Annotated in this window: 19 protein-coding genes; 12 read left to right on the forward strand and 7 right to left on the reverse strand. The window is 63.2% G+C overall.

Going from position 1 to position 16,102, the window contains the following annotated elements; translation table 11 throughout:
* Together J2Y63_RS32995 and J2Y63_RS33000 are read right to left on the reverse strand one after the other, a co-directional pair.
* Window positions 1-1,007 (reverse strand): cbb3-type cytochrome c oxidase subunit I (locus J2Y63_RS32995; RefSeq protein ID WP_435269500.1); only part of this gene is annotated, 1,007 nt, incomplete at its 3' end.
* Between the two features lie 369 nt (window positions 1,008-1,376).
* Window positions 1,377-1,679, reverse strand: coding sequence for a hypothetical protein (locus tag J2Y63_RS33000; RefSeq protein ID WP_256121174.1), 303 nt, complete (start codon window positions 1,677-1,679; stop codon window positions 1,377-1,379).
* Between the two features lie 255 nt (window positions 1,680-1,934).
* On the opposite strand from J2Y63_RS33000, the gene J2Y63_RS33005 reads away from it, so the two are divergent.
* Together J2Y63_RS33005 and J2Y63_RS33010 are read left to right on the forward strand one after the other, a co-directional pair.
* The gene (locus J2Y63_RS33005; protein ID WP_435269501.1) at window positions 1,935-2,381 is read left to right on the forward strand and encodes a pseudoazurin; all 447 of its coding nucleotides are present in this window, start codon (window positions 1,935-1,937) and stop codon (window positions 2,379-2,381) included.
* A gap of 189 nt (window positions 2,382-2,570) precedes the next feature.
* Entirely contained in the window at window positions 2,571-2,882 is a 312-nt protein-coding gene (locus J2Y63_RS33010; protein WP_256121175.1) for a DUF6522 family protein, read from the forward strand.
* Between the two features lie 348 nt (window positions 2,883-3,230).
* On the opposite strand, the gene J2Y63_RS33015 is transcribed toward J2Y63_RS33010, so the two are convergent.
* The gene (locus tag J2Y63_RS33015) at window positions 3,231-3,800 is read right to left on the reverse strand and encodes a UbiX family flavin prenyltransferase (RefSeq protein ID WP_160862014.1); all 570 of its coding nucleotides are present in this window, start codon (window positions 3,798-3,800) and stop codon (window positions 3,231-3,233) included.
* Entirely contained in the window at window positions 3,797-5,308 is a 1,512-nt protein-coding gene (locus J2Y63_RS33020) for a UbiD family decarboxylase (protein WP_435269502.1), read from the reverse strand. Before J2Y63_RS33020 ends, J2Y63_RS33015 begins: the two co-directional genes overlap by 4 nt.
* Before the next feature lie 106 nt (window positions 5,309-5,414).
* Here J2Y63_RS33020 and ubiT point away from each other — a divergent pair, with 106 nt between their 5' ends.
* The 3 genes from ubiT to ubiV are packed head-to-tail and all read left to right on the forward strand — an operon-like array spanning window position 5,415 to window position 7,836.
* Window positions 5,415-5,921, forward strand: coding sequence for a ubiquinone anaerobic biosynthesis accessory factor UbiT (ubiT, locus tag J2Y63_RS33025; RefSeq protein WP_160862016.1), 507 nt, complete (start codon window positions 5,415-5,417; stop codon window positions 5,919-5,921).
* Window positions 5,912-6,889 carry a ubiquinone anaerobic biosynthesis protein UbiU gene (gene ubiU / locus J2Y63_RS33030; RefSeq protein ID WP_160862017.1) on the forward strand — a complete coding sequence of 326 codons (978 nt, stop codon included), beginning with the start codon at window positions 5,912-5,914 and terminating at the stop codon, window positions 6,887-6,889. Before ubiT ends, ubiU begins: the two co-directional genes overlap by 10 nt.
* 8 nt (window positions 6,890-6,897) lie before the next feature.
* Complete coding sequence (gene ubiV / locus J2Y63_RS33035; RefSeq protein ID WP_160862018.1) at window positions 6,898-7,836, forward strand: ubiquinone anaerobic biosynthesis protein UbiV; 939 nt, start codon at window positions 6,898-6,900, stop codon at window positions 7,834-7,836.
* Window positions 7,837-7,844: 8 nt separating this feature from the next.
* Here ubiV and J2Y63_RS33040 read toward each other — a convergent pair whose 3' ends face one another.
* Window positions 7,845-8,306 carry a hemerythrin domain-containing protein gene (locus J2Y63_RS33040; RefSeq protein WP_256121177.1) on the reverse strand — a complete coding sequence of 154 codons (462 nt, stop codon included), beginning with the start codon at window positions 8,304-8,306 and terminating at the stop codon, window positions 7,845-7,847.
* A 9-nt stretch (window positions 8,307-8,315) separates the two neighbouring features.
* Window positions 8,316-8,480, reverse strand: coding sequence for a hypothetical protein (locus J2Y63_RS33045; protein ID WP_202402867.1), 165 nt, complete (start codon window positions 8,478-8,480; stop codon window positions 8,316-8,318).
* A 100-nt stretch (window positions 8,481-8,580) separates the two neighbouring features.
* Between J2Y63_RS33045 and J2Y63_RS33050 the strand changes: the two genes are divergently transcribed.
* The 6 genes from J2Y63_RS33050 to J2Y63_RS33075 all read left to right on the forward strand — a co-directional run bounded on the left by J2Y63_RS33050 (window position 8,581) and on the right by J2Y63_RS33075 (window position 14,174).
* The gene (locus J2Y63_RS33050; RefSeq protein WP_420853720.1) at window positions 8,581-9,135 is read left to right on the forward strand and encodes a cytochrome c oxidase subunit 3; all 555 of its coding nucleotides are present in this window, start codon (window positions 8,581-8,583) and stop codon (window positions 9,133-9,135) included.
* Window positions 9,136-9,142: 7 nt separating this feature from the next.
* Entirely contained in the window at window positions 9,143-9,418 is a 276-nt protein-coding gene (locus J2Y63_RS33055; RefSeq protein ID WP_160862021.1) for a cytochrome C oxidase subunit IV family protein, read from the forward strand.
* A 156-nt stretch (window positions 9,419-9,574) separates the two neighbouring features.
* Entirely contained in the window at window positions 9,575-10,027 is a 453-nt protein-coding gene (locus tag J2Y63_RS33060; protein ID WP_160862022.1) for a c-type cytochrome, read from the forward strand.
* Window positions 10,028-10,051: 24 nt separating this feature from the next.
* Window positions 10,052-11,398 carry a nitric-oxide reductase large subunit gene (locus tag J2Y63_RS33065; RefSeq protein WP_256121178.1) on the forward strand — a complete coding sequence of 449 codons (1,347 nt, stop codon included), beginning with the start codon at window positions 10,052-10,054 and terminating at the stop codon, window positions 11,396-11,398.
* Window positions 11,399-11,462: 64 nt separating this feature from the next.
* The gene (locus J2Y63_RS33070) at window positions 11,463-12,266 is read left to right on the forward strand and encodes a CbbQ/NirQ/NorQ/GpvN family protein (RefSeq protein ID WP_160862024.1); all 804 of its coding nucleotides are present in this window, start codon (window positions 11,463-11,465) and stop codon (window positions 12,264-12,266) included.
* A 9-nt stretch (window positions 12,267-12,275) separates the two neighbouring features.
* The gene (locus tag J2Y63_RS33075; RefSeq protein WP_256121179.1) at window positions 12,276-14,174 is read left to right on the forward strand and encodes a nitric oxide reductase activation protein NorD; all 1,899 of its coding nucleotides are present in this window, start codon (window positions 12,276-12,278) and stop codon (window positions 14,172-14,174) included.
* A 58-nt stretch (window positions 14,175-14,232) separates the two neighbouring features.
* Here the strand turns inward: J2Y63_RS33075 and hemN are convergent, their stop codons facing one another.
* Complete coding sequence (hemN, locus tag J2Y63_RS33080; RefSeq protein ID WP_117372375.1) at window positions 14,233-15,585, reverse strand: oxygen-independent coproporphyrinogen III oxidase; 1,353 nt, start codon at window positions 15,583-15,585, stop codon at window positions 14,233-14,235.
* A 225-nt stretch (window positions 15,586-15,810) separates the two neighbouring features.
* On the opposite strand from hemN, the gene J2Y63_RS33085 reads away from it, so the two are divergent.
* Window positions 15,811-16,092: a DUF2249 domain-containing protein gene (locus tag J2Y63_RS33085; protein WP_117372374.1), complete on the forward strand. Its 282-nt coding sequence runs from the start codon at window positions 15,811-15,813 to the stop codon at window positions 16,090-16,092.
* Window positions 16,093-16,102 lie beyond the last annotated feature (10 nt).

Consider the following 16,102-nt stretch of genomic DNA (forward strand, 5'->3'; position numbering starts at 1 on the left):
ATGCCGAGGTTCTGCACCCAGTGGGGCAGGGCGGTGTAGTGCAGGTGATGCGAGCCCGCCCACATGTAGAAGAAGGTGATGCCCCAGAAGCTGAGTATCGACAGCCGGTAGGAAAAGATCGGCCGCTCCGCGCGTTTGGGGAGGTAGTAGTAAAGCATTGCCAGGAAGCCGGCGGTCAGGAAAAACGCCACGGCATTGTGCCCGTACCACCATTGCACCATGGAATCCTGCACGCCCGCCCAGATCGTGTAGCTCTTCGCATGAGCAAACGAGAGCGGAACCGCGAGATTGTTCACGATGTGCAGGATGGCTACGACGATGATAAACGCCATGTAGTACCAGTTGGCCACATAAATATGAGGCTCCTTCCGGCGGGCAAGCGTACGCACATAAAGCACGAAATAGGTGACCCAGACGATAACCAGCCAGATATCGGCGTACCATTCGGCTTCCGCATATTCCTTGGACTGGGTAACGCCGAGGAAATAGCCGGAAATCGCAATTAGACAGAAGAGGTTGAAGCCGAGGAGCACGAACCAGGGCGAAAGCTGATCGGCAAGGCGCGCCCGCGATGTTCGCTGAACGACATGGAACGAGGTGGTGATCAGCGCATTGCCGCCGAAGCCGAAGATGACGCCGGACGTATGTGCCGGGCGGATGCGGCCGAAGCTTGCCCACGACGTATCGAAGTTGAGACTGGGCCAGGCGAGCTGCGCGGCTGCCCACACGCCGATGAACATGCCGAAAATCGCCCAGAACAGCGTCAATCCCACGCCGACCTTGATCGGATCGTCATAGTAGCGGGTGAGGCGGGCGGCGCTCGGCGGCGTGCCGAAGGCGCCGGAGAGGAGTAAGAAGAGCAGCGCGAGACAGTAGACGAGAACCATAGCCCCGTGGATGCCGAGCACATCGGATCGTCCCGCAGCGGCCATTGCGATGCCGATGATTGCGAGCACGATCAGGATGATCGCACCGAAGTCCCGTTCCCCCGTCGTGAGTTGCCCCATCTCCGATCTCCCTCACCAACTTCAAGGCACGAGACACTGCAACGCGCTCGTGTTCAGGAACGCATATTGGCAAACCTGAAGTCAAGGACGTGGTGGGATTAAATGAAGTTGGCACGACAATCTCAAGCTAGAACTTGACGAAAATCAAGTTTAGGCCAGAACGGTGCAATGAGACCTCTTTGCGCAGCGGCAATTGCCGAAGCAACGCGGGTAGGCAGCCGGAGAACGCGTTGCCAAAATCCCGCAGTTTTATCAAAGGTACGACTAATTATGAAGCGACTAATTTAGCGAAGGTCTTATTTCTCGTTACGCTGACCGGTTCGCCTAAGGCTTGTTCAAATTCTCATTATGGGGTCTCGTAGCTAATCTCTACGATAACGTCTTGATTGTTCCAATCACGCGAAGTTCGTCCACGGCTTGGTTGATTAATTCCTCGAGTCTCGAGATCAGCCTGCTGTTATTACCGTCGTCGTTGCGGGAAATCGCATTGATCAAAAATAATAAAGTCTCTCGGTACTCGGCCAAATTGCGAGGTTTGTAGCTCATAATGGCCTCGAAGATCGCCTCGACGCCTTTATCCAAACTATCAAACACGGGACCCTCACAGTGATGGAGAGAATTATACAGTTGTTGCCGCATCTCGTGAAATCTGCCGATCAATGCGATCACCATTCCAGCCTCCTCCATGGGTAAGAGCGTCAACCGTACCACGCTCGATGACGGCGGCCTATCGTTAGGATCAGCGAGCGATCCCCGCCATGTTGGTATGAGATGAGAGGGTCAGCGGCCTTAGGCAAGTTTGCACGCACGGTTCTGCCGACGAGGCGCATCTCTTCCCGTTGTTTGATCAACGTCAAAGAAGGGAGATGCCCCGTCGCCTATCCTTTGCATATGAACGTATGACGTTCGTCAGCAAGGAGAACTTTAGTGCGTATCATAGCAAAGTGCATCGTCGGCGCCGCAGCAACCTTCATCTCGCTTGCCCTTCCGGCGGGTGCGGCAGACTTCGAAGTGCACATGCTCAACAAGGGCGCCGAAGGCGCCATGGTGTTCGAGCCCGCTTTCGTTAAGGTCGCCCCCGGCGATACCGTCACGTTCATTCCCACCGAAAAGGGCCACAATGTCGAAACGATCAAAGGTTTCATCCCTGAGGGGGCAGAAGCCTTCAAGAGCAAAATGAACGAGACCTATAAGGTCACCTTCGACAAACCTGGCGCCTATGGCGTCAAATGCACACCGCATGTCGGTATGGGCATGGTGGGCGTCGTCGTGGTCGGCGATGCACCGTCCAACCTCGAGGCCGTCAAAACCGGCAAGCTGCCGAAGAAGGCTCGCGAGCGCATGGATGCGGCCATCGCAGGGCTGGGCCTGTAAACACGCGAACAAATCGAAGAAGAGGGCCGGAGAAAACGATCTCCCTCCGGCTCCTTACGCAATCTCTCTCAACTGAGACATTAAGTACGAGCCGATCCAAAACACGATTGTGTCGTTGGCAGGAACATGAGGACCGGTCGGACTTCGAAATCAACTATGTTCTCGGCCTGAGCTGGCTGGCGGAGCGCCATGACAAAGATCGCAAAAGATGCACCGTCGTCACAACAGAGCTCTTACAAGGAGTTTTTCCTGGACGTGGCGTTTATCGCGAGAACCTTCGATATGAGCGAGGCTCGAGTGCGCGCGCTTATGACGCGGAAGCTCTTCAGGAGCGTCGTGGAGAAGGGCGTGGGCGACGACGACGGTCTCTGGAGGCTGACGCTGCGTTGCGGCAACAGGGCCTGGCAAGGCATTGTGACGAGCAATGGCGATGTCGAACGGCAAACACTCGGTCATGTTCCCGCCACTCGAGATTTGAAGAACAAGCAATCGCGGATTTGAGAGCTATTAGGGAGATTTCCTGACGTTGATAATTCATCCAGATGATCGCGCCCTGTTTTTCAGGCGAGAAGAGCACATTGAGGCCGTCTTCGGCGCTTTGAACAGCCATTCGGCTGTCGATAGCGAACTGCTCGCCGCGATGCTCGAAAGCTTGGAACAAGCCAGCAGCCTGGCATTGGGCAGCCTTCCACAAGACTCACCTCGATTTCCACATCGGCGCTACGGGTGAAGAGCCGCGGTCTTCAGTTTTTCACATTGAAGACCGATGTGTAAAATAGCCCATGCAATTCAAGCAGAGCAGTATTGTCCGCAGCGCTGCAAGATCTTGCTGCCGTCGTCAACTCTGTATCATGTCCCCTGCCAGCTCTTCGAAAGCGGGGCGTGAGACAAGGCGAGGAGATCGATCGCGCGTGCTGCGAGATGGTCGACGATGTCTTCTACTGACTTCGGGTGATGGTAGAACGCGGGAACCGGCGGCATGACGATGGCGCCAATCTCGGTCACTGCGCACATGTTGCGCAAGTGGCCGAGATGTAGCGGAGTTTCTCGCGCAAGCAGCACGAGCCGGCGGCGTTCCTTCAGTTGGACATCAGCGGCGCGCGTCAGCAGTGAATCGTTGCGTCCCGTGGCGATTGCCGAAAGCGTCTGCATGGAGCACGGGGCGACGATCATCCCGCGAACGGGGAATGTGCCGCTTGCGATCGAAGCGCCGATATCTCCGATCGGGTGATGGTGGGTGGCGATGGAGAGGAGGCGAGTCAGTGCCTCCGGACCACATTCGTAATCCACCGTGCGCCGCGCCGCATCGGAGATGACGAGATGCGTTTCGACGGTGGACAGTGACGCGAGCCGTTCGACAATGCGCACACCGAGTGCCGCACCGGAAGCGCCGGAGATACCAATGACGACCCGATTCACCTGCCGGCCTCCCCCAGGCCGAGAGAAGACCAAAGTGCGTCAACCCCAGCCGTCACCTCTGGCGTCATCGTAAGGACCTGACCCCAGTCGCGACCGACTTCCGTGCCGATCTTTGTCGTGGCGTCCAGGCCCAGCTTGCCGCCGAGGCCGGATTTGGGAGAGGCGAAGTCGAGATAGTCGATCGGCGTGTTTTCCACTAGCATAACGTCGCGGCTGGCGTCGAAGCGCGTGGAGAGCGCCCAGATCACGTCCCGCCAGCTTTTGACATCGATGTCGCCATCCACTGCGATGATCAGCTTCGTGTAGCTAAATTGCGGCAGCATCGACCAGAGGCCCATCATGATTCGGCGCGCCTGTCCCGGATATCGTTTGTCGATGGAAACGATCATCGCACGGTAAGAGCAGGCTTCCGGCGGCAGCCACAGATCGAGGATTTCTGGAAACTGGCGTTTTACCAACGGTACGAAGAGTTCGCCCATCGCCTCGCCGAGCCTCGATGGCTCGTCCGGCGGACGGCCGGTATAGGTGGATAGATAGAGCGGGTTCTTGCGCATTGTGATCGCCGTTAGCTTCATCACCGGGAAAGGTTCGACCGAATTGTAATAGCCTGTGTGGTCGCCATACGGGCCTTCCTCGGCAGTCTCAACGGCAGAAACCGTTCCTTCGAGAACGATTTCGGCGCTGGCCGGTACGGGTGTGGGGATAGTCACGCCGCGCGCCGTCTCCTGTCGCCGGCCTTTCAACACACCGGCAAAACTCAATTCGCTCATGCCGTCCGGCAGCGGCATGACGGCTGAAAGGATCGTTGCGGGATCCGCTCCGATAACGACAGCGACCGGCATGTGCTGTCCCAGCGCCTTCCAGAGGCGATGGTGCCGTGCCCCGCCGCGATGCGCCAGCCATCGCATGATCAACCGGTTACGGCCGAGCTTCTGCATGCGGTATATACCAACATTGACGTCGGCAGGATCGTCCGGTGCTCGCGTGATGACGAGGGGCCAACTGACGAGGGGGGCAGGTTCACCCGGCCAGCAGGTCTGGATCGGCAGGTCGTCGAGATTGGCGTCGTCGCCCCGCCAGACGATCTCCTGGCAGGGCGGACGCCGTGTCTCGCGCGGGTTCATCGACAGGGCGGCCCTGAGATTGGGCAGTTTCTGCCAGGCGTCCCGCATGGAGCGCGGCGGCTGCGGCTCGCGAAGGTCGGCAAGGAAGGCCGCGAGGTGTGGCAGCCGGCCGGTCTCAAGGCCGAAACCCCATTCGATGCGCTCGCGTGTGCCGAAGAGATTGGTAAGCAGAGGGATCGGCTGGACCCGACCTTTCCCATCGACCGGCCGTTCGAAGAGCAGCGCCGGCCCGTCCTCGGCCAGCACGCGGCGATGGATTTCCGTAATCTCGTGGACCAGCGAGACGGGCTCGCAAATGCGCTTCAGCCGTGCCCGCCGCTCTAGCAAAGCGACGAAATCCTGGAGGTTGCCAAAATGGCGCGGAATGGGGGCATCGGCTTTCATACCTTTCCTTGCCGGGGAAAAATGGCGCGGTCTTTGACCTGGCGCAAACTCCTTTGCCGCCGGGCTCCCTAGGTTCGGCCTGACGCTTCTCTCCAAGGCTAGCCGCATGCAATCCCTTCCGCTCTTTCTCGCAAAACCGGTCGACGTCGCCCCCCTTTGGCTGGTGGAGCGGGTGGCGCGCCTGATCTTTTCCGGTGTATTGAAGGCCCACCCCGATCTTTTCGAACGGCTCGGCACCTATCGCCAGGCGCGCTACTGCTTTTCCCCGACCGACCTGCCGCTCCATTTCACCGTCGTTCCGGCGGCGCAAACGCTGGCGGTCTCACGCGGGCAGCCGCCGCAAGCCGATGCGCGCGTCGAGGGGCCGCTGCTGCTGCTGCTCGGCCTGCTCGAAGGCCGCTGCGATGCGGATGCGCTGTTCTTCTCGCGCGAGCTTTCGGTTACCGGCGACATGGAGGCCATGCTGGCGCTGCGCAATGCGCTCGACGACAGCGCCATCGACCTGCCGCGCGAACTTGGCAGGCTCGCCGGGCCGCTCTCGTTCCTGGTTGCGGGCACGGCACGATTCATTCGCAGCAAAGCGCTGGAAGGAAGGGACACCACATGGAACTGATCTGCCCCGCCGGCACGCCCGCCGCTTTTCGCGAGGCGGTGGAGGCCGGTGCCGATGCGGTCTATTGCGGCTTTCGCGACGAGACCAATGCCCGTAACTTCCCCGGCCTGAACTTCAGTCGCGAGGAGCTGCGCCAATCGACTGCGCTGGCACAGCGCAAGGGCGTGCAGACCTTCGTCGCGCTCAACACTTTCATGCGGGCGGGCGATGAGGCGCTGTGGTATTCGGCTGCCGACGATGCCGTGGCGCTGGGCGCCGATGCGCTGATCCTGGCCGATTTCGGCCTGATGGCCTATGTGGCGGAAAAATACCCGCAGCAGCGGCTGCACGTCTCCGTCCAGGCGTCTGCCTCGAACGCGGATGCGATCCGTTTCCTCGTCGAAGCCTTCGGGGCCAGGCGCGTCGTGCTGCCACGCGTGCTGACGGTGCAGGACATCGCCCGGCTGACGCGGCAGATCGATTGCGAGGTCGAGGTCTTTGCTTTCGGCGGGCTGTGCGTCATGGCGGAGGGGCGGTGCTCGCTCTCCTCCTATGCCACCGGCAAATCGCCCAACATGAACGGCGTCTGCTCGCCGGCAAGTCATGTGCGCTACCGGCAGGACGGGGCGGATCTCGTTTCCGAACTGGGTGCCTATACGATCAACCGTTTCGGCCCCGGCGAGGCCTCCGGCTATCCGACGCTCTGCAAGGGGCGTTTCGATGTTGGCGGCGTCGAGGGTTATGCCTTCGAGGATCCGGTCTCGCTCGACGTGATCGATGAGATCGACGCGCTGAGGGCGGCCGGCGTCTCGGCACTCAAGATCGAGGGCCGCCAGCGCGGCAAGGCCTATGTCGCGGAAGTGGTGTCCTCGCTGAAGAAGGCACTTGACGCGACGCCTGCGGAACGGGCCGTGCTCGTCGCCCGGTTGCGAACGATGAGCGAGGGTCAACGCACCACCGCCGGCGCCTATGACAAGCGCTGGCGATAGGAGACGAGATGACGACAAATGCGGGCAAGCCGGCGCTCAGCCTCGGGCCGGTCTATTTCCTTTGGGACGGGCCGAAATGGCGCGATTTCTATTTCCGCATCGCGGACGAGGCGGCGGTCGAGCATGTGACGCTCGGCGAAACGGTCTGTTCCAAACGCCAGCATTTCAGCGAGCCGCATATCGCCGAGGTCGTCGAGCGGCTGGAGGCGGCCGGCAAGCGGGTGACGCTTTCCTCCCTCGCCATGGTGACGCTGCCGCGGGAAAGCCGCCATGTGCGCGACCTGATCGCCGACAGCATCCACCCCATCGAAGCCAACGACCTTTCGGCGCTCGGCCTCCTCAAGGGCAGGCCGCATGCGATCGGGCCGCTGGTCAACGTCTACAATGCGGCGACCGCGCGGCTGCTCGCCGCCCGCGGGGCGCAAAACATCTGCCTGCCGCCGGAACTGCCGGCTGCATCCATCCATCCGATGCTGGCGGCCATGCCGGACTTCTCCTTCGAGATTTTTGCCTTCGGCCGCATGCCTCTCGCCATCTCGGCGCGCTGCGCCCATGCACGCTCCAAGGGGCTGACGAAGGACAATTGCCAGTTCGTCTGCGGCGAGGAACCCGACAGCCTGCCGCTGCGCACGCTCGACCGCCAGTCCTTCCTCGTGCTGAACGGCGTGCAGACCATGTCGAACAGTTGCGTGGTGCTTGTCGACGATCTGGCGCCGCTGGTCGAGGCGGGTCTTTCACGCATCCGGCTGTCGCCGCAGGATTGCGACATGGTCGAGGTGGCGGGCCTCTACCGTGCGCTGCTCAATGGCCGGATCGACGGCGAAGAGGCGATCGCGGGCCTGGCAAGGGTCTATCCCGGCGTGCGCTTCTCGAATGGCTTCCTGCACAGGCAGGAGGGCGCGGCCTGGGTTTCGCGCGGGCGGAATGCGGCGACGGGACGCGACTGAGGGGCGGCTCAGGCGAAGACGTCGCGCGCTTCCGCCTTTGCCGAGAGAAGCGCTTCCAGGATCATCTGTTCCGAGAAGACGTGGCGGCGCAGGCTCTCCTGGAAGCCGCCGATCATGCGCGAAACCGTCTGCGGCGAGAGCCCGCAGCGATCGTCGGCGACGGCCTTCAGCGTCAGCGACAGTTCGTCGGCCGCGAGCCGGTCGCATCGGTGCTCCGCCTTCAGCCGCTCGATCGCGATAGCGGCGAAACACGAGCCGGCGTGCCGGTCGAAATCGGGAAAGAGCAGGCGTTCCTCAAGCTCGTGCACGGCGCCGAGGAGCGGCGGAACGGTATCGGCAAGCTCGCACAGCTCTCCGGCCAGCCCCGGCTCGCCCGCCGCCGCTTCAAGGCGCAGGCACAGGTCGAGCAGGTCGCGATGAAGCGCTTCGAGCCGGCCGATATCGGCGGCGGCAAGGGTTGGGACGTTCATCACCGCCTCCTACTGGCCGAAGAACAGCACGGCGGCGATGACCACCGAGGCGCCGACGGCAGAGAACGTTCCGGCTCCCTGCAGCACGCCCATGCGATAGAGCATCAGGGCGAAGCCGGCGATGACCGGCGCCGCGACGAGGAGGCCGAACTGCGCATCCGTCATGGAAGTCATGGAAGGGTCCTTTCGTTTTGCCGCCATCATGCAGCACCCGCCATCGCCGCTCTTTGTGCCGGCGCAAAGAAGGCCGCGGGCGCCTGCGCTAGGAAAGGCCATGGCGACGATAGACGATATGGACATGGCGGTCCGGAAGGCTAGGAGCGGGGAAGGCGATTGCCTGCTGCTCTGGATCCTGGTGTGGAGCGAGCTTGCCGCCTTCGGCGCGCTGCTCGTCGCCTTTCTGGTGACGACGGTGGTGGATGCCGGCGGCGCGTCCCTTCTCCGCTCGCATCTCCATCCGGGGCTTGCGGCCCTCAACACCGTGCTTCTCGTCTCCAGCGGCTGGCAGGCGGCGCTGGCGGTTCGCGGCGGCGCGGGTGCGGTCCGCCGTCCCCTCATGCTTGCGGCGCTTTTCGGCCTCGCCTTCGCGGCGGTGAAGATCGCCGAATATACGGTGGAAATCCGCTCCGGCATCGGCGGAGCCGGCACGCTTGCGGAACTCTATTTCCTCGTCACCGGCTTCCACCTGCTGCATGTCGTCTTCGGCACGGGCATCCTCCTCCTCGTCGCCTGGCGTCCGTCGCGGGCCAATGTCGTAATGATCGCGACGCTGTGGCACGTGATCGACCTCGTCTGGCTCGTGATGTTCCCCATCGTCTATCTCACCTGAGGCAGCCATGACCCGACAGGCCCGCGAACAGTTCATCGCCACCCTTGCCATGCTGCTGACGCTCGCCCTCGGCGGTGCCTTCGTCGGCGGCCTCGGCGGCGGCCTGCTGGTGCCGATCGCCGCCGTGCTCGTCATGGCCTATGCGAAGGGACGTATCGTCATCCTCGATTTCCTGGAGCTGCGGGCGCAGCGCGGCGTCCTCCGATCCGCGCTGCTCGCCTGGCCGGCGGTGCTGCTCTCGCTCGCGCTCCTGCGCGCCGTCGCCGTCGCGCTCATCGGCTGACGAACCGCGCTGATCTTTGCCTGCGCGCAAAGAAGCCTTTTCATGCGGCGCTAGAACGGAGCGTCCCGCATCGTCGGCGAGGGGATCGCCGGCACCCAGTTTCGCGGGGTTTGACGCCGGTGCCCGAGGGGTTCTGGCCAAGGAAAGGACCAGGGGATGGCAGAGCGCCTAACCAAGACCGGGGCCCGCAACGTCTTCTATGGCGGGTCCATCTTCTTCTTCACGATCTTCGTGGGGCTGACCGCCCATTCGCATTACTACATGCGCACGGTATCCACCGACGAGACGACACTGACCGACAGCGTCGCGCGCGGCAAACACGTCTGGGAAAAGAACGCCTGTATCAACTGCCACACGCTGCTGGGTGAGGGCGCCTATTTCGCGCCCGAGCTCGGCAATGTGTGGAAGCGCTATGGCGGCGTGGAAGACCCGGAGGGCGCACGCGAGGCGCTGAAGGCCTGGATGGCCGCCCAGCCGAGCGGTGCGGAAGGCCGGCGGCAGATGCCGCAGTTCAACCTTACCGAACAGGAGGTCAACGACCTCGCCGACTTCCTCGAATGGACGAGCAAGATCAAGACCCAGAACTGGCCGCCGAACGATGCCGGTTGACCGATTGCGCTCAGGAGACACGACATGAAATATCAAACGCAAAAGGTCGCGATGCTGTATTTTTACGGCGCGCTCGGCCTCTTCCTCGCCCAGGTACTCTTCGGCGTCGTGGCCGGCACGATCTATGTGCTGCCCAATACACTGTCCGAACTCTTGCCCTTCAACATCGTGCGCATGATCCACACCAATGCGCTCGTCGTCTGGCTGCTCATGGGCTTCATGGGCGCCACCTACTACATGATCCCCGAGGAGACCGAGACGGAGCTTTACAGCCCCAGGCTCGCGATCGCGCAGTTCTGGATGTTCTTCGTCGCGGCGGGCCTGACGGTCGTCGGCTACATGTTCCGCATCCATGAAGGCCGCGAATTCCTCGAGCAGACCTTCATCGCCAAGGTCGGTATCGTCGTGGTCGTGCTGATGTTCCTGTTCAACATCACGATGACGGCGCTGAAGGGCCGCAAGACCACGGTCATCAACATCCTGCTCTTCGGTCTCTGGGGTCTGGCGCTGTTCTTCCTCTTCGCCTTCTACAACCCGGCGAACCTCGCGCTCGACAAGATGTACTGGTGGTACGTCATCCATCTGTGGGTCGAGGGTGTCTGGGAGCTGATCATGGCCTCCGTGCTCGCCTTCCTGATGATCAAGCTTAACGGCATCGACCGCGAGGTCGTGGAAAAGTGGCTCTATGTCATCGTCGGCCTGGCGCTCTTCTCGGGCATTCTGGGTACCGGCCACCACTATTACTGGATCGGCGCGCCGGGCTACTGGCAGTGGATCGGCTCGCTGTTCTCGACGCTGGAAGTGGCGCCCTTCTTCACCATGGTCATCTTCACCTTCGTGATGACCTGGAAGGCCGGCCGCAACCATCCGAACAAGGCGGCCCTGCTGTGGTCGATCGGCTGCTCGGTCATGGCCTTCTTCGGCGCGGGCGTCTGGGGCTTCCTGCACACGCTGTCGTCGGTGAACTACTACAGCCACGGCACGCAGATGACGGCCGCCCACGGACACCTCGCCTTCTTCGGCGCCTATGTGATGCTGAACCTTGCCATGATGGCCTATGCCATCCCGGAGATCCGTGGTCGCCAGCCCTATAACCAGTGGCTCTCGATCGTCAGCTTCTGGATCATGTGCACAGCCATGTCGGTCATGACCTTCGCGCTTACCTTTGCGGGCGTCGTGCAGATCCACCTCCAGCGTGTGCTCGGCGAAAGCTTCATGGACGTGCAGGACCAGCTGGCACTGTTCTACTGGGTCCGCCTCGGCTCGGGCGTGGTCGTGCTCGTCTCGGCGCTGATGTTCATCTGGGCCGTGCTGGTGCCCGGCCGTGAGCGTACCGACAGCCTCACGCGGATGGTCCAACCCGCCGAGTGAGCGCTGGCCGGCCCCGTCATCCCACGGGGCCGGCACTTTTCCTCTATAAGACTTGGAGATCGAAATGACCGTCATGCTCAAGGCCGCCCGCGCGGATATTCCGGCTTACAGTCCCTCCGGCAACGAATGCGAACTGTTCGAAAAGGCGTGGGTACGCCAGCTTCCCCTGCTGCTGAAAGGCCCGACCGGTTGCGGCAAGACCCGCTTCGTCAGCCACATGGCGGCAAAGCTCAACCTGCCGCTCTCGACGGTCTCCTGCCATGACGACCTCTCCGCCGCCGATCTGACCGGCCGCTATCTGCTAAAGGGTGGCGATACCGTCTGGGTCGATGGTCCCCTGACGCGCGCGGTGCGCGAGGGCGGCGTGTGTTATCTCGACGAGATCGTCGAGGCGCGCAAGGACGTTGCCGTGGTGCTGCACCCGCTGACCGACGACCGCCGCATCCTGCCTTTGGAGCGCACCGGCGAGGTGCTGGAAGCGCCTGTCGGCTTCATGCTCGTCGTTTCCTACAATCCAGGCTACCAGAACCTCTTGAAGGCCCTGAAGCCTTCCACCCGCCAGCGTTTCGTTGCAATCGAGTTCGATTTCCTGCCGAAGGCCGCCGAGATCGCCGTCGTCGCCACGGAAAGCGGGCTGGACGAGGCGCGCGTCGCGCCGCTGGTCGCACTGGCGCACCGGCTGCGCGCGTTGAAGGGCCACGACCTCGAAGAGGGCGTCTCGACGCGCCTGCTCGTCTATTGTGCCTGCCTTATCGACAGCGGTATGGGCGTGCGCGAGGCTGTGCGCGCGGCGATGATCGAGCCCTTGACCGACGAACCCGATGTGCGCGCCGCCCTCCTCGAAATTGCCGATGCGATGATCCGGTGAGGTCTGACCATGCTGGATTTTCTGGAGCTTGAGGAGACTGTCGGCCGCGCCTGGCACCGGCTGGTCGGCAAGACTGGCAGTTGGCCGCGCCATCCGGACCAGGCGGTGCGGCTGGAGGATATCCGCCCGGTGCTCGCCGTCTGCTTTCGCGGTTTCGGCGGGGAGGGCGCGGTGCAGATCGCGCCGGCGCGTGGGCGCACCTCGACGCATCGGTTGCGGTTGCGCCAGCGCATGGGGCTTGGCGAGGAGAAGCTGGTGCAGCCCGGCCGCGACCACGCGACCGTCATGCTGCCCGGCGCAGTCGACCTTTTCCCGGAGCGCGCACTCAACCGCGATCTCTATGTCTGGCTCGCCGCCGCCATGGCTGCGATGCCGCTCGAGCCTGTTGCCGAAAGTGACCCGCTGCTGCGGGACCTTGCCATTCTCCAGCGCGCGGAAGCGATGGTGAAAGCGGTACTTGCGGCCTTTCCCGGCCTCGCAAAGCGCTACCTCCGGCTTTCATCAGCCATGCTGGACGCGCGCCAGCACCGCCCGCTTCCCTCCGTCGAGCGCCATGTCGAGAACCGCATTCTCAGCCTGCTGCGCGAAGGCGCGGGGCTTGCCGACGAGATGCTGCCGGTGATTTTTCCGCATCGTGCACCTGCCGGCTATCTGCCGATGCTTCCCGTGCCGCTCTGGCCGGATGCGCTGTGGCGCGAGGAGGGTGAGGGACGCGGTGATGAAGACCAGCCGGCCACGGGAACAAACCCCGACGCACCGGAAACGGAGCGTCATGTGGCGCTGCGCGAGAAGGCGGAGAACCGCAAGAGCGAACGCAGCCCCTTCATTCTCAACCGCTTCGAGAAGATTTTGGCGATGGCCGAGATGGTCAATGTCGACCGCCCCGGCGACGACAGCGACGACCACGATTCCTCGGCTGCCGATGAACTCGACGACATGACGCTCGGCGAGCGCAAGGGGCGTCCCGCCGCGCGCTTCCGCTTCGATCTCGACCTGCCGCCGGAAGCGCTCGACCGCACGCGGCTGACGGGCGAGTTCACCTATCCCGAATGGGATTATCGCACGGCCACCTATCTGCCGGACCATTGCCGCGTGCTGGCCGCGCCCGCGCCGGATGCGGCCGAGATCCCGGAGACCGATGCCGATACGAAAAGCCTCATCCGCCGTGTGCGCCGGCAATTCGAGGTGCTGCGGCCGCGCCATGAAATGCTGCGTGCGCAGCTCGACGGCGCCGAACTCGACCTTGATGCGGTGGTCAGGGCGCGCAGCGATCTCGCCGCCGGCGGGCAGGGCAGCGATCGCATCCACCTGATGAGCCGGCCGCAGGCGCATGACCTCGCCGTCACCATCCTGGTGGACGTGTCGCTCTCCACTGATGCCTGGTTCGACAACCGCCGGGTGCTCGACGTGGAGAAGGAGGCGCTGCTGGTTCTGTCCCATGGCCTCGCGGCCTGCGGCGATAGCCATTCCATCCTCACCTTCACCTCGCGCCGCCGCTCCTGGGTGCGCGTCGAGACGGTCAAGGATTTCGGCGAGCCGATGGGCCATGGCGTCGAGGCGCGCATCGCGGCGCTGAAGCCGGGTTTCTACACTCGCATCGGCCCGGCGATCCGCCATGCGGCGGCGAAGCTGCGCGCGCAGCCGAACCGCCGCAAGCTGCTGCTGATCCTGACGGACGGCAAGCCGAACGACGTCGATCACTACGAGGGGCGTTTCGCGCTGGAGGATAGCCGCCGCGCCGTCAACGACGCGCGGCGCACGGGCCTTGGCGTCTTCGGCGTGACGGTCGACCGGGAGGCGCAAGCCTATGTGCCCGCCATCTTCGGCCGCAACGGCTACGCCATTGTCAGTAATATCGCCCGGCTGCCAGCGGCGCTGCCGGCGATCTATCGCGGTCTTGTGGGATAGAGGACACAGGATCTGCGAGAAAGGCCCGGCGTGCCGCACCACGCCGGGCCTTTTGCGTTCAGGCAGCCTTGCTGTGCGTGCGGGCCGACTGGTCGATATAGGCGTCGAAGGCGGCAGCGACGGCGCGGATGATGAAACGATGATCCTGCCGCACCGTGACCGTGCCGCCGCTTATATCGACGGCGCCGTCATCAGCGAGCGCTGCCAGCCGCGCATTGCCGTCCAAAAGGGGGGCCGCGTCGAAACCGTGACGGGCGGCGATGGTTGTGATGTCGGCGCGGAAATTGCACATCAGCCGTTCGATGATTTCGGCGCGCAGCCGGTCTTCGGCAGTCAGCCGGTATCCCTTGACGGTGGCCAACCGACCCGAGGCGATGCGCTGGGCATAGAGGCCGGGCGGCACCTCGTTCTGGACATAACCATCCGGCGTGCGGCCGATGGACGAGGCGCCGAAGCCGATCAGCGTTTCGCAGGTATCCGTCGTATAGCCCTGGAAGTTGCGCCGCAGCCGGCCGCGTTTTGCGGCGATCGCGAGATCATCGCTCGGGAGCGCATAGTGGTCGAGACCGATGCGAACATAGCCGGCGGCAACGAGTGTTTCGGCAATCGCCTCCGCCTGCGCGGCGCGTGCGGCGGCATCGGGCAGCGCGCGTTCGTCGATCAGCCGCTGGTGCTTCTTGAAGGAGGGGATGTGGGCATAGCCAAAGACGGCGAAACGCTCCGGCCGCATGGCGACCGCCGCCTTCGCCGTGTCGATGCAGGATTGCACCGTCTGGTGCGGCAGGCCGTAGATGAGGTCGAAATTGATGCCACCGACACCGGCCGCGCGCAGCCGGGTCACGGCCTCGGCGGTCTGCGCCTCGCTCTGTATGCGGTTGATCGCCTTCTGCACGACGGGATCGAAACTCTGCACGCCGAGGCTCGCGCGGGTGACGCCCGCCTCGCCGAGCGCTGCCGCCATCTCTGCCGTCAGCGTGCGCGGGTCGATCTCCACCGCGATCTCCGCGCCGGCAACGAGGCCGAAGCGGGCGCGCAGCAGGCCGATGAGATCGCGGAACTCCTCCGGCTGCATGATCGTCGGCGTGCCGCCGCCGAAATGGATGTGTTTCATCTTGATGCGGTTTTCCACCCGGTCGGAGACGAGGCCGATCTCCTGTCGCAGCATGTCGAGATAGTCGAGGATCGGCGCGTCCTTCTGGGTGATGGTGGTGTGGCAACCGCAATACCAGCACATGGACCGACAGAAGGGGATGTGCAGGTAGAGCGAGGCCTCGGTGCCCGGCTTGATGTTAGACAGCCAGTCGCCATAGGTGCCGGCGCCGACGACGGGAGCGAAGGCGGGCGCGGTCGGATAGCTCGTATAGCGCGGCAGCCGCGCCTCTCCGTATTTCTCGATCAGGGCCTGTTGCATGGCGCGTTCCTTTTCGTGTGTCGATTGCGGAAAGGGTAGGAGCGGCAGGGGCAGTCTTCTTTGCGAAATGCCAAGCAGCGCGGCAAGAGGCCTGAAAATCGTCGATTGTTTGCGCAGGGTCAAAGTGCCTGGCGGCGCGTAGGGTTAGCGTCAGGTGGTTCCGGTCGGGTCGGGCCGTGCCCTTCCGGAACGGTATCGGAACGGCCGGGACGGAAACACCAAACCATGTCTGAGACCCTGGACAAGCCCCTCATCGACGTGCGCACCATTCCGCCGCGCGAACGCCATCCGCGCATTTTCGGCATGCTTGGCGCATTGATGCCCGGCAAATCCATGCTGATCACCAGCGATCACGATCCGCGACCTTTGCACTACCAGCTCGAGACCAATTTCCCCGGCCAGTTCGGCTGGGATTATCTCGAACAGGGTCCGGAAGTCTGGCGCGTCGAGATCGACCGGCTGGAAGACGGCGGCGGCTGCGACTGCTGCTGCGGTTCCGAACACTGAATAGGTTGCG

The organism is Shinella sp. BE166, assembly GCF_051201095.1.
GTDB classification, from domain to species: domain Bacteria; phylum Pseudomonadota; class Alphaproteobacteria; order Rhizobiales; family Rhizobiaceae; genus Shinella; species Shinella lacus.